The 25,948-nt window shown below is 61.6% G+C and carries 19 protein-coding genes; 16 read left to right on the top strand and 3 right to left on the bottom strand.

The annotated features are described in order from the left end of the window. Positions 1–13 precede the first annotated feature (13 nt). From AC6H4Z_RS24375 to AC6H4Z_RS24355, 5 genes are read left to right on the top strand one after another with little or no spacing between them, the layout of a single operon-like run. A complete protein-coding gene (locus AC6H4Z_RS24375) occupies positions 14–1,195 on the top strand; it encodes an FAD-dependent oxidoreductase (RefSeq protein ID WP_497544578.1) in 1,182 nt (393 codons plus the stop codon). Next, entirely contained in the window at positions 1,192–2,172 is a 981-nt protein-coding gene (locus tag AC6H4Z_RS24370) for a glycosyltransferase family 2 protein (protein WP_497544577.1), read from the top strand. Before AC6H4Z_RS24375 ends, AC6H4Z_RS24370 begins: the two co-directional genes overlap by 4 nt. Further along, positions 2,169–2,957 (top strand): glycosyltransferase family 2 protein, encoded by a 789-nt coding sequence (locus AC6H4Z_RS24365; protein WP_497544576.1) that lies wholly within the window; start codon positions 2,169–2,171, stop codon positions 2,955–2,957. Before AC6H4Z_RS24370 ends, AC6H4Z_RS24365 begins: the two co-directional genes overlap by 4 nt. Beyond that, on the top strand, positions 2,954–3,736 hold the full coding sequence (locus AC6H4Z_RS24360; RefSeq protein ID WP_497544575.1) for an NAD-dependent epimerase/dehydratase family protein: 783 nt from the start codon (positions 2,954–2,956) through the stop codon (positions 3,734–3,736). The genes AC6H4Z_RS24365 and AC6H4Z_RS24360 overlap by 4 nt, the downstream gene beginning before the upstream one ends. Beyond that, on the top strand, positions 3,729–4,556 hold the full coding sequence (locus AC6H4Z_RS24355) for a sugar phosphate isomerase/epimerase family protein (protein ID WP_497544574.1): 828 nt from the start codon (positions 3,729–3,731) through the stop codon (positions 4,554–4,556). Before AC6H4Z_RS24360 ends, AC6H4Z_RS24355 begins: the two co-directional genes overlap by 8 nt. A gap of 132 nt (positions 4,557–4,688) precedes the next feature. Here AC6H4Z_RS24355 and AC6H4Z_RS24350 read toward each other — a convergent pair whose 3' ends face one another. Further along, positions 4,689–5,798, bottom strand: a complete 1,110-nt coding sequence (locus AC6H4Z_RS24350) for a S8 family peptidase (protein ID WP_497544573.1) — start codon at positions 5,796–5,798, stop codon at positions 4,689–4,691. A 163-nt stretch (positions 5,799–5,961) separates the two neighbouring features. On the opposite strand from AC6H4Z_RS24350, the gene AC6H4Z_RS24345 reads away from it, so the two are divergent. The 8 genes from AC6H4Z_RS24345 to AC6H4Z_RS24310 all read left to right on the top strand — a co-directional run bounded on the left by AC6H4Z_RS24345 (position 5,962) and on the right by AC6H4Z_RS24310 (position 17,970). After that, complete coding sequence (locus tag AC6H4Z_RS24345; RefSeq protein ID WP_497544572.1) at positions 5,962–7,683, top strand: DUF1800 domain-containing protein; 1,722 nt, start codon at positions 5,962–5,964, stop codon at positions 7,681–7,683. 167 nt (positions 7,684–7,850) lie between these two features. Continuing rightward, the gene (locus tag AC6H4Z_RS24340; protein ID WP_497544571.1) at positions 7,851–10,115 is read left to right on the top strand and encodes a VIT domain-containing protein; all 2,265 of its coding nucleotides are present in this window, start codon (positions 7,851–7,853) and stop codon (positions 10,113–10,115) included. Between the two features lie 39 nt (positions 10,116–10,154). Continuing rightward, on the top strand, positions 10,155–10,682 hold the full coding sequence (locus AC6H4Z_RS24335; protein ID WP_497544570.1) for a sigma-70 family RNA polymerase sigma factor: 528 nt from the start codon (positions 10,155–10,157) through the stop codon (positions 10,680–10,682). After that, positions 10,669–11,844 carry a zf-HC2 domain-containing protein gene (locus AC6H4Z_RS24330; protein WP_497544569.1) on the top strand — a complete coding sequence of 392 codons (1,176 nt, stop codon included), beginning with the start codon at positions 10,669–10,671 and terminating at the stop codon, positions 11,842–11,844. Before AC6H4Z_RS24335 ends, AC6H4Z_RS24330 begins: the two co-directional genes overlap by 14 nt. A 69-nt stretch (positions 11,845–11,913) precedes the next feature. Then, positions 11,914–12,588, top strand: coding sequence for a TVP38/TMEM64 family protein (locus tag AC6H4Z_RS24325; RefSeq protein ID WP_497544568.1), 675 nt, complete (start codon positions 11,914–11,916; stop codon positions 12,586–12,588). Positions 12,589–12,681: 93 nt separating this feature from the next. Continuing rightward, on the top strand, positions 12,682–14,775 hold the full coding sequence (locus AC6H4Z_RS24320; protein ID WP_497544567.1) for an alpha-1,4-glucan--maltose-1-phosphate maltosyltransferase: 2,094 nt from the start codon (positions 12,682–12,684) through the stop codon (positions 14,773–14,775). 4 nt (positions 14,776–14,779) lie between these two features. Beyond that, positions 14,780–16,447 carry a maltose alpha-D-glucosyltransferase gene (gene treS / locus AC6H4Z_RS24315; RefSeq protein ID WP_497544566.1) on the top strand — a complete coding sequence of 556 codons (1,668 nt, stop codon included), beginning with the start codon at positions 14,780–14,782 and terminating at the stop codon, positions 16,445–16,447. A 38-nt stretch (positions 16,448–16,485) separates the two neighbouring features. Beyond that, complete coding sequence (locus AC6H4Z_RS24310) at positions 16,486–17,970, top strand: maltokinase N-terminal cap-like domain-containing protein (RefSeq protein ID WP_497544565.1); 1,485 nt, start codon at positions 16,486–16,488, stop codon at positions 17,968–17,970. A 7-nt stretch (positions 17,971–17,977) separates the two neighbouring features. Here AC6H4Z_RS24310 and ypfJ read toward each other — a convergent pair whose 3' ends face one another. Together ypfJ and AC6H4Z_RS24300 are read right to left on the bottom strand one after the other, a co-directional pair. Then, positions 17,978–18,832: a KPN_02809 family neutral zinc metallopeptidase gene (gene ypfJ, locus AC6H4Z_RS24305; RefSeq protein WP_497544564.1), complete on the bottom strand. Its 855-nt coding sequence runs from the start codon at positions 18,830–18,832 to the stop codon at positions 17,978–17,980. A gap of 62 nt (positions 18,833–18,894) precedes the next feature. Then, positions 18,895–19,443, bottom strand: coding sequence for a GNAT family N-acetyltransferase (locus AC6H4Z_RS24300; RefSeq protein WP_497544563.1), 549 nt, complete (start codon positions 19,441–19,443; stop codon positions 18,895–18,897). Positions 19,444–19,601: 158 nt separating this feature from the next. Between AC6H4Z_RS24300 and treZ the strand changes: the two genes are divergently transcribed. Genes treZ through glgB form a run of 3 tightly spaced genes read left to right on the top strand, consistent with a single transcriptional unit; the run spans position 19,602 to position 25,935 of the window. Further along, positions 19,602–21,530, top strand: a complete 1,929-nt coding sequence (treZ, locus tag AC6H4Z_RS24295) for a malto-oligosyltrehalose trehalohydrolase (protein WP_497544562.1) — start codon at positions 19,602–19,604, stop codon at positions 21,528–21,530. Between the two features lie 53 nt (positions 21,531–21,583). Then, a complete protein-coding gene (gene glgX / locus AC6H4Z_RS24290) occupies positions 21,584–23,722 on the top strand; it encodes a glycogen debranching protein GlgX (RefSeq protein ID WP_497544561.1) in 2,139 nt (712 codons plus the stop codon). After that, positions 23,719–25,935: a 1,4-alpha-glucan branching protein GlgB gene (gene glgB / locus AC6H4Z_RS24285; RefSeq protein WP_497544560.1), complete on the top strand. Its 2,217-nt coding sequence runs from the start codon at positions 23,719–23,721 to the stop codon at positions 25,933–25,935. Before glgX ends, glgB begins: the two co-directional genes overlap by 4 nt. The last annotated feature ends 13 nt before the right edge of the window (positions 25,936–25,948 follow it).

Raw genomic sequence — 25,948 nt, 5'->3', positions numbered from 1 at the left:
TCGTCGTTAGAGGATGCCCACGACGTCTCATTTCGACGCCACCATCGTTGGCGGTGGCTTTTACGGTGCCCGGCTCGCGCTCATGCTTCGAGCGACCGGGCGCACGGTGCTACTCGTCGAACGTGAGAACACGCTCCTGGGTCGTGCTTCGCTCCGGAATCAGGCACGCGTTCACAACGGCTACCACTACCCGCGCAGCCTGCTCACGTCGCTGCGGTCGCGCATCAATTACGCGCGCTTCCTCGAAGAATACGCCGAGTGCGTGGATCAGTCCTTTCCGCATTACTACGCGGTGGGCCGCGGCGTATCCAAGATTACGGCGGCGCAATTCAGCGAGTTCTGTCGGCGCATCGAAGCGCCCGTTGCGCCAGCGCCCCTGCCGGTAGCTCGTCTATTCGATCCGTCGCGGATCGAAGCCGTGTTCCAGGTGCAGGAGTGTGCGTTCGATGCAGCAAAGTTGCGCACGCGAGTCAGTCGTGAACTGTCGGCGGCCGGTGTGTACGTCGCGCTCGAAACCGAGGCAACGCGACTCGAAGCCAGCGCGGGCGGTGCCGGTGCGCGTATCTCGCTCGACGGGCCTGTGGAGTGGAATACCGTCACGACTGAGTTGGTGTTGAACTGCACATACTCTCGACTCAATCGACTTCTCGCCAACTCGAACGCGCCGATCATTCCGGCCAAGCACGAGCTGACGGAAATGGCGCTCGTCGATCCGCCACCGCAGCTGGAAGGTGCGGCCGTCACAGTGATGGACGGCCCGTTCTTTTCGATGATGCCCTATCCGTCACGCGGGAAGTTTACACTGAGTCACGTTCGATACACGCCCCACGCGAGCTGGCATGACGTGCCTGGTCAGCCGCTCATCGATGCGCAGTCTTTGCTCGCCAACCGCGAGTCGCGCTTCATGCACATGGTACGCGATGCCGCGCGCTATCTGCCGGTCATGCGCGACTGTCGCTACGCTGATTCACTCTGGGAGGTCAAGACCGTCATGCCTCGGAGCGAACAGGACGACAGTCGGCCGATTCTTCTGCAACGCAACGCTCATTTTCCCATGTGCCTTACCGTGCTTGGTGCCAAGATCGATAGTGTGTACGACGTGGAAGATGCGTTGAGCGCAGTGTTGTCGCCGAATACCGCGCCGCGACCCTCGCGTCTAACGCCTCACGGATCGCGGCCGGCGGTGCGCGCGTGATCGAATCGCTCATCTCCATCGTCGCGCCGCTCGAAGCAGACGCCAGCGCCGAAACCGTCGAAGCATTCGTCGACGAAACGGTGTCGGTGTTGCGCGGCATCGTCACGCACCACGAGATCATTTTCGTCGACGACGGCGCGTCGGATGAAGCGGTGGCGCGAGTGCGGACGTTGCTGTCGCGTTTCGACTTCCTGCGCTTCCTCCGGCTATCGCGCCATTTCGGCGAAGAGACGGCGATTACTGCTGGGCTCGAGGCCGCAATCGGCGACTACGTGATCGTGATGTTGCCGAACATGGACCCGCCGTCGCTCATTCCAGAGTTCTTCGAGCGCGCGCGGTCAGAGGCGGACATCGTCTACGGCGTTCGGTTGCACCGCAAGACTGAACCGTTCTGGTATCGCCTTGGCACGCGCGCCTTCTATTGGTATATCAACGGCGTCGTGAAGGCGGGCATTCCGGAAAACTCGACGCAGTTCCGATGTATGACTCGCCAGGTTGTGAACGCGATCATGCAGATTCACGGACCTGAGCAGTATTTGCGTTTGCTCACGTCGTACATTGGATTTCGCAAACAGGCCCTCCCGTATGCGCCGATCAATCGCAGCGGGGTGGCCATGGTTCGTCCCAAGCGTGAAGCCGCTCACCTGGCGCGCACGCTGATCATGGATCATACCACGCATCCGCTGCGCTTCGTGCTACGGGGTGGCGTGTTGCTGGCTGTGATCAATACCATCGTCGCGATGATCCGATCGTCGGATGACGCCAGCGGCGCGCAGCTGCATACGGCTTTTGCCCTGCTCCTCATTACCGCAATGATCGCAACGATCGGCGAGTACGTCGGCGCACTGCAACGCCGGCTTCGCGATCGGCCAGCGTATTACGTGCGCGAAGAACAGACCAGCTCTGTCCTGCTGCGCGACGATCGAAAGAACGTCGTAGATTCGAGCCACTCGGTACCACGTTCATCGCCGGGATGACGACGGTGCCCGCGGCGCCCGGCGTTCCCGCGCACGAGCGTTACGACTTCACGACCAAACAGCACCGCTATTGCGTCGCCGTCTTCGTAATCAATGAGGGCGAGCGCGTTCGCGCGCAGTTGCGCGGAATGTCGCGGTTCGCCGACCAGGTCGACATCATCGTAGCGGACGGCGGCAGCACCGACGATTCGCTCTCACTCGATTCATTGGCGGATTTTCGGCTGCGTGCGTTGCTCGTCAAGCGCGGGCCAGGCAAACTGAGCGCGCAAATGCGCATGGCCATCGCCTACGCGCTCAGGGAGAAGTACGACGGGCTCATCGTCATCGACGGCAACGGCAAGGACGACTACTCCGCAATTCCGCGCTTCATCGAGCTGCTCGACGCCGGCTACGATCACGTACAAGGATCGCGGTACGTTCCCGGTGGCGAAGGCATTAACACGCCGCTCAGCCGGACGCTCGGTGTTCGGCTGCTGCACGCTCCGCTCATCAGTGTTGCTGCGCGAGCGCGATACACGGACACGACCAATGGTTTTCGCGCGTACAGCAGGCGGCTGCTGGCAGACGAGCGCATCCAGCCGCTGCGCGACGTGTTCGCCGCGTATGAACTCCACTACTATCTTGCGATTCGCGCCGCGCGACTCGGCTTCCGGATCATTGAGACGCCGGTGACGCGCCGATATCCGACAACGGGAAAGACTCCAACGAAAATCAGTCCGATCAAGGGAAACCTCGCGATCCTCCGCACGTTGGCCGCGGCGGCGCTCGGACGATTCAATCCATGAACGACGACGCAAGCTCCGCTCTCATCGGTCATACCGGTTTCGTTGGCGGCAATCTGCTGCGCCAGCATAGCTTCGACGCGATGTTCAATTCCAAGAACATCGATCAAATCGCGGGGCGCAGCTTCGACCTCGTCGTCTGTGCCGGCGCGCGCGCCGAAAAATGGAAAGCCAATGCGGAACCAGCACAGGACCTCGATAACATAGAGTGCCTGGTTCGGGCGCTCGAGCAAGTGAACGTCGGGAAGCTCGTTCTGATCTCGACGGTCGATGTGTTTCTGAATCCAGTCGACGTCGACGAGAACTCGCCGGTATCCATGGCCGGATTGCATGCGTACGGTCGCAATCGGCGGCGCCTCGAGGAGATCATCGCCGGTCGCTTCGACGCATCGATCATCCGACTGCCGGGGCTCTACGGTCCGGGCCTGAAGAAGAACGTGATCTACGATCTTCTGAATGACAACGAAACGCACAAGATCGACTCGCGCGGCGTATTCCAGTTCTACAACGTCGAGCGCCTGTGGCACGACATTCAAACGGCGCTCGATTGCGAACTGTCGCTCGTTCATCTGCCCACGGAACCAGTGAGCGTCGCCGAGCTGGCGCGCGATGCGTTCGGAATCGATTTCAAGAACGAGGTGGTTCCGTCGCCTGCTCGCTATGACATTCGAACACAGTTCGCGATGCTATTCGGCGGCACAGGGCCGTACATCGAAAGCGCCGACCAGGAACTCGCCAATATCGCCGCGTACGTTGCCGGTGAGCGCGCTGGCCATGACTGACGCACTGCGCCTCGCCGTTTCCAACATCGCGTGGAATCCGGACGAAGACGATGCCATTGGACTCCTACTGCAGAGCGAAGGCGTCAACGGCGTCGAGATCGCACCCACGAAATGGCGCGAGAGGCCGCTCGACGCCACGGCGCGCGAGATCGCCGGTTATCGACGCGAGTGGGAGGATCGCGGGCTCCGCATCGTGTCGATGCAGTCGCTGCTCTTCGGAAGACCCGACCTCCAACTCTTCGGCGAAACCCGCGACGCCCTCGCCGAATACCTGCGCCGAACCATCGACCTCGGCGCGAGCCTGGGCGCGCACGCGCTGGTGTTCGGCTCGCCGAAAAACCGTCTGCGCGGCGACATCTCCCCAGTCGACGCGATGTCGAGCGCCGTCGAGTTCTTTCGCCCAATCGGTGAACACGCAGCCGCGAATGACATCGTGCTCTGCATCGAAGCAAATCCGCCGGAATACGGCTGCGACTTCGTGACTACCACGGCCGAGGCCGTGGTGCTATGCGATGCGATCAACAACCGCGGCATCGGCGTGAACGGCGATCTCGGCGGAATGACGATGTCCGGCGAAGAGCCGAAGGCGACGCTTGCGACCGTTGACGGAATGCTCGGCCACTTTCACGCGAGCGAACCGCAACTCGCGGAGCTCGGCGCGGAATCGGATCACGATAGCGCTGGCGACGGCCTTCGGTCGATCGCGTACGAGCGCTGGATCTCAATCGAGATGCGCGGCGGCGATGACAACATCGCGCGGGTCGCACGCGCAATACGACGGGCAAAAGCGAGCTACGGCGTCTCGATTCCCGCCAACTGACGCCCCGAGCTCAGTCGTGCAGAAGGATCGCCCGGGTCGCGGCGGCAGTTGGGTTGCCGTGCGATGGGCGATCCTCTGCCTGCGCTCCATGGTGATGCTCGGAGACGCAGGATTCCACGTGCATCTATACGTTCACCGCCGCGAAGCCGTCCTCACCGTTACGAGGGGTTCGCGCGTACCAACATAGAGCATTCGAGAAAACGTGGTGCGTGTATCGCGGAGCATGTTGATGGTGGCTGTCCGCTTCAGTTCGTCGGCCACCTGATCGGGCGTCGCATCGGGATGCGACTCGAGATAGAGCGCGGCAGCGCCGCTCACGTATCCCGCGGACATCGAAGTTCCATTCCACAGCTGTGAGATCGGATTCCGGCTGTGGTCAAAGCTCGGGAGCAGTACTGAATCGCCCGGCGCGTACAGATCAACACACGGGCCGTATGCTGTTCCTGGCGACCGTCGATCGATGATCTGTGTGCCGGTTGCTGTCTGCTCCGTGGACACACCCGAGGCGCCCACGACGATCGTGCCCTTGGCGTTGCCTGGCGACACGCGGCAAGCGTCGATCTCGAGATTGCCAGCCGATACGACCACGGGAATTCCCGCGGCGCGAAGCTCGACCACGGCACTGTCGAGCGCCGGAATGCGCGCCGAGGTGTCGGCGATGAACGACCAGTTGGCGACCGCCGGTCCCGGATGTTGCTTGTGGTCTTCAATCACCCAATGCGCGCCGTCGACGATTGCCTTGATGGTGCCGCGCAGTCGGTCGCACTGAACCATCTTTACATCGACGATGGTTGCGTTGGGTGCAACGCCCAGGCTCGAGCCGGCAATGGCGCCGGCCACGGCTGTTCCGTGCGGATTGCAAATCTTTGCGTCGTCCGGAAAACCCGTGTAACCCTGTCGTACGCGACCCACGAGCTCTGGATGGGTCGGCAAAACTCCGCCATCGAAGACATAGACAGTGACGCCTAGGCCGGTGGCGGAGTGACTATAAGTCTGATCGAGCGGAAGTCCCCGCTGATCGATTCGATCGAGTGCGAATGAAATGGTGCGCGACGTGTAGATCGTCGTCGACCGGGCACTGCTGGAGGCGAGGCTGTAGAAACTGCTCGTTTCCTCGAGCGGCGGAGAGCCACTCATCATGCCCGGCTGCGGAACGTGCGCGCATCCGATGATCACGACCGCGGCTCCAGCACTAGCGAAGCCGAGGAAGAAGCTCATCCGAGTCGAAACGCGAGAACGCATGGGACAGCCGGTTTCATTGGTTCGGTGGTCACATAACCCTGAGTATCGGCTTCCTAAGGAAATTGGCGTGCCAGTTAACGCCGACGGTGCGCGGGAGTCGACCATCCAACGGAGGAGCGCGGTGTTGCGCCGTCCGTTTGAAAGTCCGTTTATCAGAGGTCCCATGTCGCATTTTCATAGGTCGATCCTCGTTCTCGCCGCATCAGTCGCTGCGGCCTGCAGTCATCCGGCATCGTCCACGGAACCGGAGCCGATGCGCGCGATGGTCGGCCGCGAACTAACCAGAGATCAACGCGTCCGACAGGCGATTTCGCGTCTCTCGTTCGGAGCGCGACCGGGAGATTTCGATCGCGTGTCGGCCATGGGTGTCGATCGTTGGATCGACCAACAGCTATCGCCTGAATCAATTCGCGACACCGACGCGGATCGTGTGCTCGCAATGTTCGAGACGCAGCGAAAACAGGTCTTCGAGTTGATCGCCGACCATCCGGATCCGCAGGAGCTGCAACAGAAGTTCAATCAGCGAAAGCAGGCGGCTGGTGGGCAGCAGGTTCGATCGACAGCCGACAGTCTGCTTCTGGTGCGAGCTCAGCAGACGTCACAGCAGCTCGCCAACGAAATCCTCGCAGCCAAACTCGTCCGTGCAGTGGCGAGCGAACGTCAGCTGCTCGAGGTAATGACGGACTTCTGGGAGAATCACTTCAGCGTGTACATCGGCAAGATGCCGACGCGCTACTCGCTCGTTGAATACGATCGCGACATCATTCGCCCCCGCGCGCTCGGCAAATTCCGCGACCTACTCGGCGCTGTGGCGAAGAGTCCGGAAATGCTCGTATACCTCGACAACGCGCAAAGCGGAGTCGACAGCCTGCATCCGAACGTGCAGGAGCAGCGCATTGAGGCGCGGCGTCTGGCGAACACGAGCGACCCACTCGCGCAGACGCTCGCAATCCTGCCGCATCGCCGGCCGCGAGGATTGAACGAGAATTACGGGCGGGAGCTGATGGAGCTCCACACACTTGGCGTCGACGGCGGATACACGCAGGCTGACGTTCAGGAAGTCGCGCGCGCGCTGTCAGGCTGGACGGTCGACATGCCGCAGTTCGGCGGAACGTTCGTGTTCCGTCCAGAGCTGCATGATGCGGCCGAGAAGGTGGTGCTCGGACACAAGCTCGCCGCGGGTCGCGGAATCGAAGATGGCGAAGAGGTGCTCGACATTCTCGCTCGTGCGCCGGCTACCGCGAAGTTCATCGCGACGAAACTCGCCCGTCGGTTCGTGAGCGACGATCCGCCACCGGCACTGGTAGAGCGTTGCGCGGCAATTTTCACCAAAAGCGATGGCGACATTCGTCAGACGCTGCGCTGCATCGTGACGTCGCCGGAGTTCTTCAGTCCCGCGGCATATCGCGTCAAAGTGAAAACACCGTTCGAGCTCGTTGCGAGCACGCTGCGCGTGATCGGCGCGCCGCCCGACACCACTGCGCGAAGTGGACAGATCGCCAATCAGCTCGGACAGCCGTTCTTCGGACGCGTGACGCCCGATGGATGGCCGGAGCGCGGCGATGCGTGGATGAACAGCGGCGCGATCATGAATCGAATCAACTTCGGACAGCGCATCGCTGGTGACCGCGTGCCCGGTGTAAAGCTGTCCGCGTGGCCATTTGCGGCGCGTCTGCGATCATTGCCGCCCGCTGCGCAGGTCGACGGCGTGGTCGCCGAGATCCTTGGCGGCGATGTGTCCGAGGAGACGCGTCGAGTGTTGTCGAGCGGCGAGAACCCGATGTTGAAAGGCGCTCCGCCCCCGCCGGGCGGGGTCGTGCAGCTCACGGGCCTGCCAGCAATCGTTGGTCTGGCGCTCGGGTCCCCGGAATTCCAGAGGCGATAGACTGAGTGCGCGGTCGCGGATAACTGCTGTTGAAGGAACGGCTTACGAGGCGCCCGCGTAAGCCGTATCGCGTCTGAGATCGTGTTTTCGTCGCACAGCCGTAAGAGGGATGTGCAAGCGGCCGATCAAGCGACGTCTCCATACAGGAAACCTGTTTGGAGCTCTCAATGCGCCGGTCAATCGTCGTAGGTCTGCTGTCGTTTGCCGCAGTCAGTGTCGCCGCGCCGCGTGCGACCGCCCAGGGTTGGATCGTGCCTCGCCCATGTGGGATTGGCGCGCGGCCGATGGACGAGCGAATGCCGAACGTCGTCCCGGTGCGCGACTGTCGCCCGAATATCTCGCGCACCCGCAGCGACGTGCGCGTCGAACTGTCCGGGCGCGTTCTCAAATACGAAGTCGAGGAGCGATTCATCAATCGGGGCGGCACGATTGGCGAAGCGGACTATCTCTTTCCGCTCCCGACGAACGCGGCCTTTCAAGATCTCAAATTGTCGATCAACGGCGAGCTGGTTGCCGGCGAGACGATGAATGTCGACCAGGCGCGACGCATCTATGAGAACATCGTTCGCACGCAGCGCGATCCCGCGCTTGTCGAATGGATGGGACATGGGCTGCTGCACGCGCGAATCTTTCCGCTCAATCCGGGCGAAGAGAAGAAGGTCGTCGTTCGCTTTCAGAGTGTGGCGCCGCGTGAAGGTGACGCACTGCGCATCGACTACTATCGTGGCGCTGGACAGCAGAATCCGTCGACCACGCGCGATGAAGGTTCGACGTCGTTCTCACTGAGCTACACGACATCGCCGGAGTTTGGAACGCCCTTCTCGCCGACGCACACGCTCGACGCATCCGATCGCGACGGCCGTCGAGTCGTCAACGTGCGAGGCGACGCGCGCGACCTCACACTACTGCTTCCGATGCGTCGTAACGCTGCGGCGTCGATCAGCATGCTGCCGTACGCACCGGGCAACGAAGATGGCTTCGCCCTGATTACGGTCACTCCGCCTCCGGCTGTCCGCGGCGAAACGACACCGCGTGACGTCACGCTCGTCCTCGACGTGTCTGGCTCGATGCAGGGGCGAAAGATGGAACAGGCGCGGGCCGCAGGCAGGCAGCTCATCGGCACGCTCCGCCCGGAAGATCGCTTTCGGTTGATCGATTTCTCCAGCGACGTTCGTACGTTTCGCGACGACTTCACGCCAGCGACTGCGGCAAATCTTCGCGAAGCGAATCGGTATCTCGACGCGCTCGAGGCGCAGGGCGGAACCAACATCGAAGGCGCGCTCCGCGAGGCGACTCGTCCGGCTGTCACCAGCGGTCGTTTGCCTCTGATCCTGTTTCTCACCGATGGCGAACCAACCGTCGGCGAAACGCGACCGGAGCGTCTGGCGTCCATTGGAGGAGACGCGGTCGGCCGAACGGGCGCGCAACGGCGGATCTTCACCTTCGGGCTGGGGTCAGATGTCAACGTGACACTTCTCGAGCAACTGGCCATGGAAGGCCGTGGTACCGCGGAATTCGTTCGCCCCGACGAATCGGTCGAGCGGATGGTTGGCATCGTTGCCAACCGTCTGGTCGACCCAGTGCTCACTGACGTGCGCATTCGCGTCGACGGAAACGCGCGTGTCTCGAAGTTGCTGCCCGCGTCGACGAGCGACGTATTCGCGGATCGCGATCTCGTCCTCTTCACGCGCTACTCCGGCCATGGTTCGTCGCGGATCATCGTCGAAGGCAACCGGCGCGGGGTTCCGGTGACTTGGACGACATCTGTCGACTTTCCCGATCGCGAACGACAAAACCCGTTCGTCGCTCGACTGTGGGCAGCGCAGCGCGTGGGATACCTGAGCGCTGAAAAGCGAAAGAACGGCAACTCCCGCGAGTTCGACGATGAAATTCGTTCGCTCGGCGAACGCTACGGCATCCCGACAGAATTCACGTCGTATCTCGTTACCGAGCCGCAATTGACTGCGGCACAGCTGACGGGCGTTGTTCGTCCCGCGCCGGGCGTGGCGGTAAAGCGCCAGTCCGCGGGAGCGGCCAACGACTCTCGCGACAGAGCGTTCGAGTCCGCGAAGGCGGCATCAACGCAACGCATGCTGAATTCGGTGGCCGTGATGGACTCGATGAGTGCCGTCGTCGGTCGCGCGAAGGCTGATGGTTCAACGACAACGCGCCGAGTAGATGCGCGAAGCTTCAATCTTCGCGACGGCGTCTGGACTGATGAACGCTATCGCGCGACGATGACCACAACGCGCATCAAGCCGTTTTCCAGAGCGTACTTCGACCTGACGGCGGCACTGCCGGAGCTCCGCGCTGTGTTCGCGCTCGGAAACCGCGTCACCGTCGCTGGCCGAGACCAAGCGGTGATGCTCGCCGACGATGGCGTCGATACGCTGTCGAGCGCTGCACTCGCCGCGCTCACAAAGGGCTGGTAAGCACATGCGACAGGTCCAGCCGCTTCGAGAGATGTCACGTTGAACGACATCGACCGATTGTTTCGCGAATACCACCAGCCGCTCGTGCGATATCTCACACGGCGGCTCGGTGATCGTGACTGGGCCGAAGAGGTGGCGCAGGAAACCTTCCTGCGCGCCGTGAAGCAGGAGACGATCTTGAGCGAACGCTCGTGGCTCTTTGCCGTCGCGACGAATCTGGTCCGCGACGATGCACGAAAGGACACTCGTCGGCGCCGGCACCTCGAGCTTCTCCGAGAACAGGCCCGCGCGGACGAGGTTGTCGATCCCGAACCGCTGAGCATCGAGCGGGCACAAGAAGCAGCCATTGCGCGGCGGGCGCTCGACATGCTCACCGAACGTGATCGCGAGGCGCTGCTGATGCGGGAGGAAGGATTGGACTATACGGAGATCGCCAGCGCACTCGATCTATCCATCAAGTCGGTAGGTACGACGCTGGCACGAGCGCGTCACCGGCTTCTTGAAGCTTATGAATCGCTCCAGGGCAACGCGGGGAGCGTTGCACGAGGGTCACATGCAGCATCTTGACGAGGGTACGATCCACGCGTGGCTCGACGGGGCATTGCCTACCGATGAGCAAACGCTCATTGAGCAACATGTTCGCGAGTGCGCCGCGTGCGCGGCACATGTTGCCGATGCGCGGGGACTGACTGCCGGTGCGTCGCGGATCATTTCGGCCCTCGACGGCGTTCCGGGCGGCGTCATTCCGGCCAAGCGACCCGCGCCGCCGGAGAAGACGAAATCTGATAGCGTCTGGCGGTCGCTCAGACTCACGCCTCTTCGGGCGGGCCTCGCAGCCACGCTGATGATTGCCGTCGCATCGATGTTCGCAGTGCGGCACGACACGCCGGGCAATGTCGTCGACTCCGTTCTCGCGCAGCGGCAGGTTGCTGCACCGCCGGTAGCGGCACCCGCGCCAGCGATTGCGGTGGCGCCAGCGGCGGCGCCTCAACCGACGCAGCCATCGCGATCCGCTGCGGCTCGCGATCAGCTCGCACCGTCAGGCGTCGCGGAGCCGGTCGTTGCCGCGAAAGCGAAGGACAGGGAAGCAGCAAAGGTTCAAGCACCAGAGCCGCGTCGTGAACCACCGATATCGCAGCTGTCCCAGGTCGTGGCTGCGTCGCCACCATCGGCGCCGGCGCCACCGTCATCAGCGCAGAATGCGGTGGCCAGTGAGGCAAAAATCGTCGGTGCGGTAAACCGAGCAAAGCTTGACTCAACCGCGCAGGATTCTCGCGCGCAAGACTCGGCGGTGGCTCTTCGCGCCGCCGGCGCCGGAGCCAGGGCATTTGCGTCGACTGCGCGATCCGCGTCGTTGCTCGACGCCGTCACTGTAACATCGACGACCGCGGCGTCAGGCGAGTTCGTCGGCTGTTATAGAATTCTATCTGACTCCACGAGCCCGCCGTTCCGCTTGGTGCCGGATCGATTTGGACTCGACCAAACGAGTTCGCCGTCGCCCACGCGGAATGTGGTCCGATCGATCGGTGCCAGCGGTGTCATGGATACTGTGTTGACGACCGCAACATGGCAGCCGGTCAGTCGCGTCGGCGCAACGGTGACGTGGGCCGTGGGTCGTGAACGTGAAGACCTGCATTTGACTTCAGCATCAAATGGAGTGAGTGCACAAGCAACGGTCGGCGGCCGAAGTCAGCCGGTTCGCATCACCAAGGTCGTCTGTCCTCGATAGATCGGCACGAGATGTGACATCGCGGGACCGGTGCACTCTGATCGTCTCCAGCCACAGCGCGTGCGTCGCATGCCGCTCACGCGCTCGGCGCTGCTTCGACTGGGCGGACTCGTCCTGATTCTCGCTGCGACGGCGCTCGTCGGATACCATTTCGGTTGGTTCGATTACCGCCACACGCTCGAGCGCGTTACGCGACTCCGGCAAACGCACGGCTTCGTGCTGTTCGCCGGCGCATACATCCTCATCTTCGGAATGGGCAGCGCGATTGGATTACCAGGCTTGCCCTTCATCGTGGCAGCTGGCGTGCTCTTCGGGACGCTGCTCGGCAGCGCGCTCGCGTGGACGGGCGCAATGTTGGGCTCGGTTATCGGATATCTAATTGCGCGAACGATTGGCCACGACATCGTCGTCCGTTGGTTGCGTCGTTTTCGACGCATCGACGCCGCGATTGAAGAGGCGCGCGACTTCAGCGGGATGCTGCGACTTCGACTGCTGCCAGTATTGCCACTCGGAACCGTCAACTTCGTCGCCGGACTCGCTCGTGCGCCCTTTCCCGGGTATCTCGCTGCGACCGCAATTGGGATCATTCCGGCCACGCTGATCTACGCGTACTTCGCCAACAGTCTGCTCGCTGGAGCGGGAAGCGGTCACACGAACGCGATTTGGAGCACTGTGATTGCGAGCGTGTTGCTACTCGTGATCTCGTTCGCGCCAAAGTTTTTACGTTCTCGTCAAACGCCGTAACGAGCTGTCTGCGCGTAGAGCGACGCGGGCGGAACGGTTGTTGCGACCAGTTGCCGATCCGCAGCGACCGTTCCGACCCGCAAACCCTCGCACGTGACGACGAGAAAGACCGACCGGCGTGCCGGCGCGCGCCGACTGGAGTACGTCTACATCGAACAGGTCACGCCGGAACTCGACGGCGGGCGATATCCGGTGAAGCGAGTCGTCGGTGACGCCGTGATCGTCGGCGCGAATATTCTCAAAGAGGGTCACGACCAACTCGGTGCGCGCGTGCTGTTCAAAGCGCCGGGCGACGCCGATTGGTCGGTCACCCCAATGTCGTTCGACTTCGACTCGGACCGCTGGTACAGCACGTTCGCCGCCGACCGGATTGGTCGCTGGACGTTCACTGTCGAAGCGTGGACGGATCGAATCGGCACATGGAGCGCCGCGTTCAAAAAGAAGCTCGACGCAGGCCAAGACGTAGCGAATGAGTTGCTCGAAGCGGCCCATATGGCGCGTGCTGCTTCCCGCAGCGCTCGCTCCGGCCCTTCGCGCGCGTCGCTGCTCATGACCGCGAAGATGCTCGAGGATCGGCGCGACGCGTCTGTGGAACGACGCGTCCAGCGCGTGCTCGAGGATGACTTCATCGCGCTCGTCCGTGAACATTTTCGTCCGCCCGATCTCACACGCTATCGTCGTGACTTGGGCATCACCGTCGATCCCCCGCGAGCGCGCTTTGCAGCGTGGTACGAGACGTTTCCGCGGTCGTCGACGACGCCCGGAAAAGCAGCGCGTCACGGAACGTTGGCGGACACAGCCGCGCGTCTTCCTCGACTTGCCAAGCTCGGCTTCGACGTGATCTATCTGCCGCCGATCCACCCGATCGGCCACACGTTTCGGAAGGGGAAGAACAACTCGCTCTCTCCCGAGCCGAACGATGTCGGCAGTCCGTGGGCGATTGGCAACGAACACGGGGGTCATACGGCCATCGAGCCAGCGCTGGGCTCGCTCGACGATTTCGACAGTCTTGTCGAGACCGCCAAGAATCTTGGATTGGAAATCGCGCTCGACTACGCGCTGCAGTGCTCGCCAGACCATCCGTGGGTTCGCGAGCACCCCGAATGGTTTCACGTCCGCTCTGACGGATCGATCAAATACGCCGAGAATCCACCGAAGAAGTATCAGGACATCTACCCGCTGAATTTCTGGTGCGCCCACCGACAGAGTCTTTGGAACGCCTGTCGAGATGTTGTCGCGTTCTGGATTGGGCACGGTGTCACCACGTTTCGCGTGGACAATCCGCACACGAAGCCGTTCGCATTCTGGGAATGGATGATCGACGACATCCAGCGTCAACATCCGGAGGTAGTGTTCTTCTCTGAGGCGTTCACACGCCCTAAACGGATGAAGGAACTGGCTCGGATCGGCTTTACGATGTCCTACACGTATTTCACGTGGAAGAACAGTCCGTGGGACCTTCGCGAGTATTTCGAGGAGCTCACGCAAACCGAAGCGGTCGAATATTTTCGCGGGAATCTGTTCGCCAATACGCCGGATATTCTCAACTCGTATCTCGTCACGGGCGGCCGACCCGCATTTCGTATTCGATTGCTTCTCGCGGCGACGCTCCTTCCTCTGTACGGTATCTACAGCGGATTCGAGTTGTGCGAAAATGTGCCCGCCGCCCCTGGCAGCGAAGAGTATCTCGACTCGGAGAAATACCAGCTCCGGCCGCGCAACTACGATGCGCCCGGGAACCTCAACGCCGATGTGCGGCGCGTCAATGAATTACGCCGTGCGCATCCGGCGCTGCAGCATTACGCAAATCTTTCGTTCCATACCAGCGAAAACCCCAACATCCTGTTCTACCGAAAGTCAGCGCGAGAACCCGCGGTTGAGTGGATCGATGGTGTGCGTCATCCAATTCCAGCGCCATTCCTCAGTGTGCCAGACGCCGCGGCATCCAGCCAGGGCGACATACTCGTCGTCGTGAACACCGATCCGTTCCACGCGCAGGAAACGATGATCCACGTTCCGATTCACGACATGGGTCTCGACGATCAACAGCCGTACGTCGTTCACGATTTACTTACAGGTGCCCGCTATACGTGGCGCGGCGAACGGAACTACGTTCGTCTCGATCCCACGGTCGAACCTGCGCACGTCTTCCTCGTCGAAACCGAACTTCCTGCAACCCCTGTCTGACGCCGTGGAAAGCGACCCGCTCTGGTACAAGGACGCCATCGTCTATCAGCTCCACATCAAGAGCTACCGCGACTCGAACGCGGATGGCTTCGGCGACTTCCGTGGACTGATCGAGAAGCTCGATTACGTACAGCACCTTGGCGCAAACACCATCTGGCTGCTGCCGTTCTATCCGTCGCCGCTCAAGGACGATGGCTACGACATCGCGTCGTACGAGGAGATCAATCCAACGTACGGAACGGTCGAGGACTTTCGCGCCTTCCTCGAAGCGGCGCACGGTCGCGGAATCCGAGTGATCACGGAACTCGTGATCAATCACACCTCCGATCAACATCCGTGGTTCCAGCGCGCACGCCAGGCGCCAAAGGGTTCGCCGGAGCGAAACTGGTACGTCTGGAGCGACGATCCAAACCGATACTCTGGCGCCCGCATCATCTTTACCGACACCGAGCGCTCCAACTGGTCGTGGGATCCTGAAGCCCAGCAGTTCTACTGGCATCGCTTCTTCAGTCATCAACCCGACCTGAACTTCGACAACCCCGAAGTTCTCGAGGCGGTCAGAAACGTCATGCGTTTCTGGTTGCGCATGGGAGTGGACGGTCTGCGCCTCGACGCGATTCCGTACCTCGTCGAGCGCGAAGGCACGAATTGCGAGAATCTTCCGGAAACACACGACGTCCTGCGGGCGCTCCGCGCGACGCTCGACGCCGAGTTTCCCGGTCGCATCTTTCTCGCCGAGGCGAATCAGTGGCCAAGCGATGTGCGCTCGTATTTCGGCGATTCGAATGAATGCCACATGGCGTTTCACTTCCCGGTCATGCCGCGCATGTACATGGCGCTCCGCAAGGAAGATCGAACACCGATCGTCGACATCATGCGCCAGACGCCCGATATTCCGCCCGATTGTCAGTGGGCGGTCTTTCTGCGCAATCACGACGAGCTGACGCTCGAGATGGTGACCGACGAAGAGCGCGACTATATGTATCGTGAGTACGCGCGCGATCCCCGGATGCGCATCAACGTCGGGATTCGCCGCCGACTATCACCGCTCATGGAGGGTGGACGTCGCCAGGTGGAACTCATGAGCGCTCTGCTCATGTCCATGCCGGGCACGCCGATCATTTACTACGGCGACGAGATCGGCATGGGCGACAACATCTACCTCGGTGACCGAAACGGCGTGCGGACACCGATGCAGTGGAGCGCCGATCGAAACGCAGGTTTCTCCGACGCCGATACGGCGGCGTTGTATTCACCGCTCATTGTTGACCCGCCATACGGCTATCATACGGTGAACGTCGCAGCGCAGGAGCGGGTTCCTACGTCGTTGCTGCGGTGGATGCGACGACTGATTGCGGTGCGCCAGGAGTACAAGGCGTTTGGTCGCGGTAGCTGGCAGGCACTCGACGCGGCAAACCGCCGCGTGCTCGTCTTCCTGCGACGTTATCGTGACGAAACGATCCTCTGTGTCAACAATCTTTCCCGCTTCGCACAATTCGTGGAGCTTGACCTGAGCGAGTTCAGAGGAATGTTTCCGCTCGAGCTGTGGAGCAAGTACTGCTTCCCGCGCGTTGGCGACCTTCCGTATCTGCTCACGCTCGGACCGCACAACGTGCTCTGGTTTCGCCTCCTCCGATCCGAACAGGCCAAAGAGTTTCAACGTTCCACGTGAACCAACGCGGTGCAGGTACGCCCGTCGAGAGAGCGCTCGTGCTGTTGACGAGTGACGATCTCTCGGGCTTTCTCCAGCGGCAACGCTGGTTTGCTACGAAGGGTTCGTCGTCACTGGCGCCCCGCATCACGAATGTTTTCGTGATGCCATGGGGCGACGGACGCTTCGCGATCGCGCACGTTGAAGTCGAAGTCAACGGCATTGAACAGATGTATCAGTTGCCGATCGCCGCGCGACACTCTCCGAGTTCGCACATTCCGGCGCTGGCGGCCATTGGTGGCGTCGCACTCGACGGAACGGACCTGTCAGTGTACGACGCAGTCTACGACGCCGACTTTCGCGACGGTCTCGCGCGCGCCGCGCTCCACGGATTATCGGTCAACGGCCGCGCCGGAACGCGACTCGTCGCCGAGCCTGCATCTGGTCGTCGCATCGATCTCCCGTCGACGATCGGGACTCGCGTTGCCAACGCAGAACAGAGCAACACGTCGATCATCATTGGCGATCGCGCCATTCTGAAGCTCTTCCGTCGCATCGCATCCGGCGAGAATCCTGACGTTGAAGTCACACGCTTTCTCACGAGAGACGCGGACTTCAACAACACGCCAGCGCTTCTCGCGGAAATTCGTGTCGAGGGCGAAGGCTCTACGTCAACGAGTGGCGTGATGCAGGAACTCGTGCCCGACGCCGTCGACGCATGGACGTATGCGCTCGAGCGCGGGCGTCAGTACTTCGCCGCGCCGGCCGATCGCGAGGCACCCAATGCGTTCCTCGACGACGCAAAAAAACTTGGTGCCGTCACGCGCGCGATGCACGAGGCGCTCGCGGGCAACGACGACGATCCCGATTTCGCTCCCGAGCCGGTGTCGGGAGAAGATCTCGATCGATGGGCGCTCAGGACCCAACAAACGGTGCGCGAATCTCTGGCGCTGCTCGAACGTCAAATTGCGACGCCGTCCTTTCCCAAGGATCGCGTGCCCGAAGCGCAGGCACTCATGAAGCGCGGCGATCACTACCTGGGCTGGGTCAACGAGATCGACGATCAGCTTGGCGACGACCTCGGCATGCGCACGCGAATCCATGGCGACTTCCACCTCGGCCAGGTGCTGCGCGCGAACGACGGCACCTTTATGATCATCGATTTCGAAGGGGAGCCGGCGCGGTCGCTCACCGAGCGCCGAGAAAAGACGTCGCCGTTGCGCGATGTGGCGGGAATGCTTCGCAGCTTCGCCTACGCCGCGGCGACGCTGTCACAGAAGGACGGGAAGAACGTACCACCGCACGTTCGCGAACTCCGGATCGCCCGCTGGGAGCGCGACGTTAGGGCCGCGTACCTCGCCGGATACATCGGCGCGTCGGACGAGCCAGGGCTGCTTCCTGACGAGGAGGCCAACGTCCGCCACCTCATCGCGCTATTCGAAACAGAAAAAGCTTTCTACGAGCTGGCATACGAGCTGAATCATCGCCCCGCATGGGCATGGATACCCATGCGAGGAATCGCCAAGCTGTTTATGAAACCCTAACGGCCCGTCAGCGCTCGCTGACTGAGCCGAAGGTATTGCAGTCGTTCGGATTTCCTGACGCGAAGCCGCGCTTGAACCACGTCTCGCGCTGATCCGACGAACCATGCGTGAAGCTGTCGGTGTTCACGTGGCCAGTCGCCTGCCGCTGAATGCGATCGTCGCCAACAGCTGCCGCAGCCGCGAGCCCTTCGTCGATGTCGCCCTGTTCGAGCGCACCGCCGGCCTGTGCGAAGTGTCCCCACACGCCTGCGTAACAATCGGCTTGCAGCTCGAGCATCACCGATAGCTTGTTCGCTTCGGCGGGATAGAGTTGCTGCGCGCGGCGAACCTTGGCGTCCGTGCCCAACAGATGCTGTACGTGATGACCCAGCTCATGCGTGAGCACGTACGCTTGCGCAAAATCGCCAGGCGCACCGAATCGCGTTCGCAGTTCGTCGTAGAACGCGAGGTCGATGTAGAGCTTCTGATCGACCGGGCAGTAGAACGGACCCATCGCCGTTTGTCCTACGCCACAGCCCGTTTGAGTCGCGTTTCGAAACAGCACGAGCTTCGCGTCGTGCCACGGTGTGCCCATCGATTCTGGTAGCAGCCGCGACCACGTGCCTTCGGCGGTGTCGAGCACCCACGAAACGAACTGAACCTCTTTCGCTTCTTCGGGCGTTTGCTGCACCGGCGCCACTTCGCCGCTCGACGTCTGCGTTTGCTGCTCGGTCGACGGGCCCGACGATACGAAGTCGCGTCCGAACAGCAGGCTCAAGACGAGCAGGATCACGGTGCCCCCGATCCCGATCGGAGCCATCCCGAACCCGCCACCTCGGCGATCTTCGACGTTCCTACTTTCTCCGCCCGGCGTCCATCGCATCGACTCGCCCCCTGTGATCACACGGTGTGCGTGTGAAAAAAGCAAGAAGCCGGCCGACTAGCTCAAGTGATTGTCAGCGCCATCACGAAGTCGTGCTGCACGTCGAGCCCGAGCAAGAACGTCGTGCGTCCAACTTTTCGAAAACCCTTCTTTTCGTAAAAAGCGATTGCTCGCGGATTCTCCTCCCACACGCCGAGCCAGAGCACATCGCAGTGCCACGCTCGCGCCTGCTCGATGCACGCGCGCATGAGTGCATCGCCAACTCCACGCCCGTGCCACGACTGATCCGAGTAGATGCGCTGCACCTCGGCGGGTCGCTCGGCAACGACACCGTCGCCGAGTGAGCCACGGCGAACCACGGCGTAACCGATGGTTGCGCGTCCGGCGTCTTCAGCGATCCACGCCGCGCGCATTGGATCAGCGAGCAACTCCGTTTCACGCTCGATCGAGAACGCGTCGGTCAGATATGCGGCCATATCGTCCGGATCATTTGCCGCACCGAACGTTTGCTCGAATAGTCGAGCCCCAATTCGAGCAAGGAGCGGCCCGTCGGCGGGGACCGCAGGGCGGACGAAGAAAACCGGATCAGTCGACGGAGCGCGTTCGGCCATGCGATAGCTTAATTCGCCCGTAAACCTTACGTAACGTGAGGCGTCGAAGACACTCTGACCGGACGGCTTGCCAAGCGGACTAGCGTTCAGCATGTCCCGCTCTCTGCAGGCCTGCGTCTTGCCCGCAAGCTGCGTCCACCCGATCGCCTAACGCAGCTATGTCCCACCTGTGGGTCCTCGATCGAGGCGCACAGCTACTCCCCGACAATTCAGTTCGGTTCACGCTCTGGGCGCCGCGCATGCCGTCGCCACGCCTGCGAGTGTTGTCCGGACCTGCGGCCGGCGACTACCCACTCGCGTCGGTCCCCGAGACGCACGGGGTGTACTCGGCAACCGTCCCGAACGTCGGCGCTGGTGCGGACTACGTCTTCGTCACCGAAGAGGGACGTACGCTCCCGGATCCGATCAGCCGCTGGCAGCCAGAGGGTGTCCACGCTGCGTCGCGCGTCGTCGATTCCGCCGCCTTTCCGTGGACCGATGACAGCTGGCGCGGCGTGATGATGGACGAGCTGGTGATCTATGAGCTCCACGTTGGCGCGTTCACTTCACAGGGCACTTTCGAAGCAATCATCCCACGCCTCCCGGAGCTGAAGTCGCTCGGCGTCAGCGCCATCGAGCTGATGCCCGTCGGACAATTTCCGGGTGAACGCAACTGGGGCTACGACGGCGTGGCCATATATGCGCCGCAGAACAGTTACGGTGGCCCCGCCGGTCTTAAGGCGCTCGTCGACGCGGCGCACGCGCTTGGACTCGGCGTTCTGCTTGACGTCGTCTACAATCACATCGGTCCAGAGGGGAACTACCTCGAGGCATTCGGGCCATACTTCACACATAAATACACCACGCCGTGGGGACGCGCGCTCAACTACGACGACGCGGACTCCGACGAAGTGCGTCGCTTCGCGATCGACAACGCGTTGTTCTGGGTCACGGAGTACCACATTGATGGTCTGCGCCTCGACGCCGTTCATGGCATCTTCGATTTCAGCGCGCGCCACTTGATCGCTGATCTGACAGAGGCCGTGCATCAACAGGGCGATCGGTTGGGCAAATCGGTGGTCGTGATCGCTGAAAGCGATTTGAACGATCCACGGCTGCTGCGATCGATCGATGACAACGGGCTTGGGCTGGACGGCCAATGGAGTGACGATTTTCATCACGCCGTCCACGCATTACTGACGGGCGACCGCAAAGGCTACTACGCTGACTTTGGTACCGCATCGGCAATTGCCGATGCGATGCGCGAACCGTTCACTTTTGCGGGACAGTACTCGCTCTATCGCAGGCGAAAGCACGGCGCACCGTCTATCGGAATTCCGCGGCGACGCTTCGTGGTTGCGATTCAGAATCACGACCAGGTGGGCAACCGCGCGATTGGAGACCGCTTGTCAGTGCTCCTGTCGCCGGCACAATTGCGCCTCGCAGCGGCACTGCTGATTCTGTCGCCGTACGTCCCGCTGTTGTTCATGGGCGAGGAGTATGGCGAGAAGAATCCGTTTCAGTATTTCATCAACCACGGCGACGACAGTCTCGTTGCCGCGGTGCGCGACGGACGCCGGCGAGAGTTCGAGTCGTTCGGTTGGAGTAGCGACGTTCCCGATGCGCAGGACGACGGAACGTTTCAACGCTCCAAATTGGCTTGGGGTAAGGCCGATGAAGAGCGGCATCAACCGCTTCTTGCTTTGTACCGCGATCTCCTTGCACTCCGTCGCGAAGAGGCGATGCTTCGTCCAGACGGATCGGTGATCGATGTCGCCAATGGGGAACCTGGTTGGATAACGCTGGTTCGTGAGCCCGCCGACATGTACAGCCGATACGATGCCTGGCAGGACGAAGCGCTTCTGACGTTCTTCAACTGTTCTGACCAGGTCGCTGATATTCCGATACCGGGGTCGACCACACGCGCATGGAGTCTGCGTCTATCGACGGATGCGCCCGGCTATGGTGGAAGCGGAGAGGTGGTCACCAACATCGAAGCATTCAAGCCGCCCGACGGACCAAAACGATTGCTCGACGTTGGGAAACCCACGAGTCGAACGTTGAGACTTCCGCCGTGGTCGGCCGCTCTCTTTTCGGCGGTGCTGTGAGTACAGCTCGATCAGCCACGCTCTTCACGTCGTCACTACCACGAGAACGCTAAATGCGCGTCTGGCCCGGCCAACCCTATCCGCTCGGTGCAACCTGGGACGGTCAAGGTGTCAACTTCGCGATCTTTTCCGAGAATGCGACCGCTGTCGACCTCTGTCTGTTCCATCGAGAGGCAGACGCCGTGGAGTCGTTCAAAATCAGCATGCGTGAGCGAACCGATCACGTCTGGCATTGCTACCTGCCCGACGTGCGCCCGGGCCAATTCTACGGCTATCGCGTCGACGGGCCGTACGATCCTGGCTCTGGCAATCGCTTCAACGCCGCCAAGTTGCTCATCGACCCGTACGCCAAGGCGATTACCACCGAGATCGAGTGGAGCAACGAGCTGTTTGCGTATCCACCGGAGAGCCCGCGCGAAGATCTCGAGATCGATCCGGATAACACCGCTGGCGACGTACCAAAGTGCGTCGTCATCGACCCGGCGTTCACCTGGGAAGACGATCGTCCGCTCCACATTCCGTGGAATCGTACGATCATCTACGAGTGTCACGTGAAGGGAATGACGAAGCTGCATCCGGACATTCCCGAGAATCTTCGCGGCACGTATCTCGGCCTCTGTAGCGATCCGATGGTCGAGTACTTCCTCTCGCTCGGCATCACGGCCGTCGAGCTGCTCCCCGTGCATCAGTTCGTCGTCGACAGGCATCTGGCCGAGCGCGGCCTCACGAACTATTGGGGCTACAACTCGATCGGCTTCTTTGCGCCCGACGTTCGATACGCGGCAAAAGGCCTGGGTAATCAGGTCTATGAGTTCAAGAGTATGGTGAAGACGCTGCACTCCGCAGGGATCGAAGTCATTCTCGACGTCGTCTACAACCACACGGGTGAAGGCAATCACCTCGGGCCCACGCTGTCTCTGCGCGGAATCGACAATCGAGCGTACTATCGCCTGGACCAGGATCAGCGTTTCTATACAGACTTCACCGGCACTGGCAACAGCCTGAACATGCAGCATCCGCGCACGATCCAGCTGATCATGGATTCGCTGCGCTACTGGGTGAACGACATGCACGTCGACGGCTTTCGCTTCGACCTCGCGCCAGTGCTCGCGCGTGAGCTGCACGATGTCGACAAGCTCTCGGCGTTCTTCGACATCATCCACCAAGACCCAACGCTCGCCAACGTGAAGCTGATCGCCGAGCCGTGGGACGTGGGCCCAGGTGGGTATCAGGTTGGCAACTTTCCAATTCGCTGGGCCGAGTGGAATGGCCGGTACCGAGATTCGGTGCGACACTATTGGCGTGGTGATCGCGGTTGCGTTCCCGAGCTCGCCTCGCGCCTAGCTGGCTCGAGCGACATCTACGAGCCGAGTGGGCGGGGTTCGTACGCGAGTGTCAACTTCGTCACGGCGCACGACGGCTATTCGCTGTATGATCTCGTGAGCTACGAGCAGAAGCACAACGAAGCCAACGGCGAAGACAATCGCGACGGCCACAACGACAATGTGAGTCGCAATTGGGGCGTCGAGGGCGACACCGACGATCCGCACATCCTCGATATGCGCTTTCGCATCATGCGGGACTTCATCGCTACGCTTGCGTTCTCGCAAGGCGTGCCGATGCTGTCGCACGGCGATGAGATCGGGCGCACTCAGCGCGGAAACAATAACGCCTACGCGCAGGACAACGAAACGACGTGGGTCCACTGGGACCTCGATGATCGTCGCAAGCAGCTCCTCGCCTTCACGCGAAAGTGCTTGAACCTTCGGCACTCGCACGCCGTGATGCGCCGCCGCCACTTCTTTCGCGGCGAACCCACCGTGAAGGGTGGTCCGAAGGATCTATCGTGGATTCGTCCCGACGGCCGTGAGATGGGCGATTCGGATTGGCACGACGGCGATAATCGCACGCTCGGCATGTTGATCTACGGCGACGCCACTGACGAGACGGACGATCGCGGACGTCCAATCAAGGGTGAAACGCTGTTGCTCGTCGCGAACAGCGGAGACAACGCCGTGGAGTTTACGCTGCCCGTCATCGAGGGTGACGGTATCTGGGCGGAGCTCATCGATACGGCTGTTCGAGAGCTTCGCGTCGTCACGTCCGGCGCCATTCAGCTCGCCGCATATTCACTCGTCCTCCTTCGGTACGGCGAAAATCGGCGAATGGCCGACGCCGAGGCGCGATCGTGAGCACCGGCACGTTCGTCGCGCGCGATGAGATCGAGCGGCTGCTCGCAGGCAGCCACGCGAATCCGCATTCCATTCTCGGCGCGCACCCCGCGGTGCTCAACGGCCGACAGGGTGCGGTCGTGCGCACGCTTGCGTCGGACGCGAAGCGAGTGGAATGCGTGCTTCCGGATGGTCGCGTCGTTCCACTGACTCGACACGCGCGGGGTACATCGGATCTGTACGCCGGATTCATCGCTGGTGCCGTTCTGCCGCTGGATTATCGCCTGCGTTTCCATTACGCCGACGGCTCGATCTGGGACCGCCGCGATCCGTACCGCTTTCTGCCGACGCTCGGTGAGGTCGATCTCCATCTATTCAACGAAGGCACACACCGCGAGCTGTGGAAGAAACTCGGCGCGCACGTGCGGACCATCGGCGGCGTGCGAGGCACAAGCTTCGCCGTGTGGGCGCCGAACGCCCGCCGCGTGAGTGTGGTCGGCGACTTTTGTCGCTGGGATGGCCGCACGTATCCAATGCGGATGCTCGGCAGCTCCGGTGTGTGGGAGTTGTTCCTTCCCGATGTCCAAGCGGGCGCGCTGTACAAGTACGAGATTCTGACCCGCGAAGAGCTGATCCGGCTCAAGACTGATCCATTCGGCGCGAAGATGGAACAGTATCCAGGCACCGCGTCAATTGTTGAAGGACCGAGTGACTATCGGTGGGCCGACGACGCGTGGACGACTGCACGTCGCACCACCGACTACGTGCGCGGACCGGTCAGCATCTACGAAGCGCATCTCGGTTCGTGGGCGCGCGTGCCGGAAGAGAATAACCGGATGCTCACCTATCGAGAGATCGCGCCGCGCTTAGCGACTCACGTGAAGAACCTCGGCTTCACGCACGTAGAGCTGCTCCCAATCATGGAGCATCCGTTCTACGGATCATGGGGCTATCAGGTGAGCGGCTACTACGCGCCGTCGTCGCGATACGGGACGCCAGATGACTTCCGCTTTCTCGTCGACACGCTGCACAAGAACGACATCGGTGTCATCCTCGACTGGGTTCCGGCGCACTTTCCGAAGGATGATTTCGCGCTGCGCATGTTCGACGGTACGGCGCTGTACGAGCACGAAGATCCTCGACTCGGCGAACACCCTGACTGGGGAACACTGATCTTCAACTACGGGCGCAACGAAGTTCGTAATTTCCTCATCGCTAACGCGCTCTACTGGCTCCACGAGTTCCATTGCGACGGCCTACGGGTGGACGCTGTAGCGTCGATGCTCTACCTGGACTACAGTCGCGAGGAAGGGCAATGGCTGCAGAACGTTCACGGCGGCCGTGAGAATCTCGAGGCGATCGGTTTCTTGCAGGAGTTCAACGAGGCAGTGCACGCGTCGGGGCAGGGATTCATTACTATTGCCGAGGAATCGACGGCGTGGCCTGGGGTGACGAAGCCGGTTTACGAGGGAGGCCTCGGCTTCACCTTCAAGTGGAACATGGGATGGATGCACGACACGCTCGCGTACTTCGCGAACGACCCGGTGCATCGTCGCTTCCATCACGATCGGCTCACCTTCGCCATGTTGTACGAGTACAGCGAGCATTTCATCATGCCACTGTCGCACGACGAAGTCGTGCATATGAAGGGATCGCTGATCTCCAAGATGCCAGGCGACGATTGGCAGAAGTTCGCCAACCTTCGGCTGCTACTCGCCTATATGTTCGCGCGCCCGGGCAAGAAGCTTCTTTTCATGGGAACCGAGATTGCCCCGTGGTCCGAGTGGAACCACGACACGAGCTTGGATTGGCACCTGCTCGACGATCCACTTCGCGGCTCACTTCGCCGGTACGTATCGGATCTCGCCGAGATGTACAAACGTGAACCGGCGTTCTGGCGCGACGACTTGAGCTGGGACGGCTTCTCGTGGCTCGACGTTGCCGACCGCGATAACTCCGTGATCTCGTTCTCGCGGCGGTCTGGCGACGGATCTCTCGCGATCGTGATGCTCAATCTCACGCCAGTGCCGCGCGAAAACTATCGAATTGGTGTTCCCCAGGCTGGTCGTTACGACAAACTGCTCTCGAGCGATGATGCGCAGTGGGGTGGAAGCGGCTACGGGGCGTTCGATTCGGTTTCCACCGATCCGTCGTTCTTTCACGGCCACGCACAGTCGATCGAAGTCACGCTCCCGCCGCTTGGCGCGCTGATTCTCGCGCCGTCGCGCGGTTGAGCGCGGGCAGATC

Source organism: Leucogemmata humicola (genome assembly GCF_055379415.1).
This window is presented reverse-complemented; position numbering and strand designations above follow the sequence as displayed.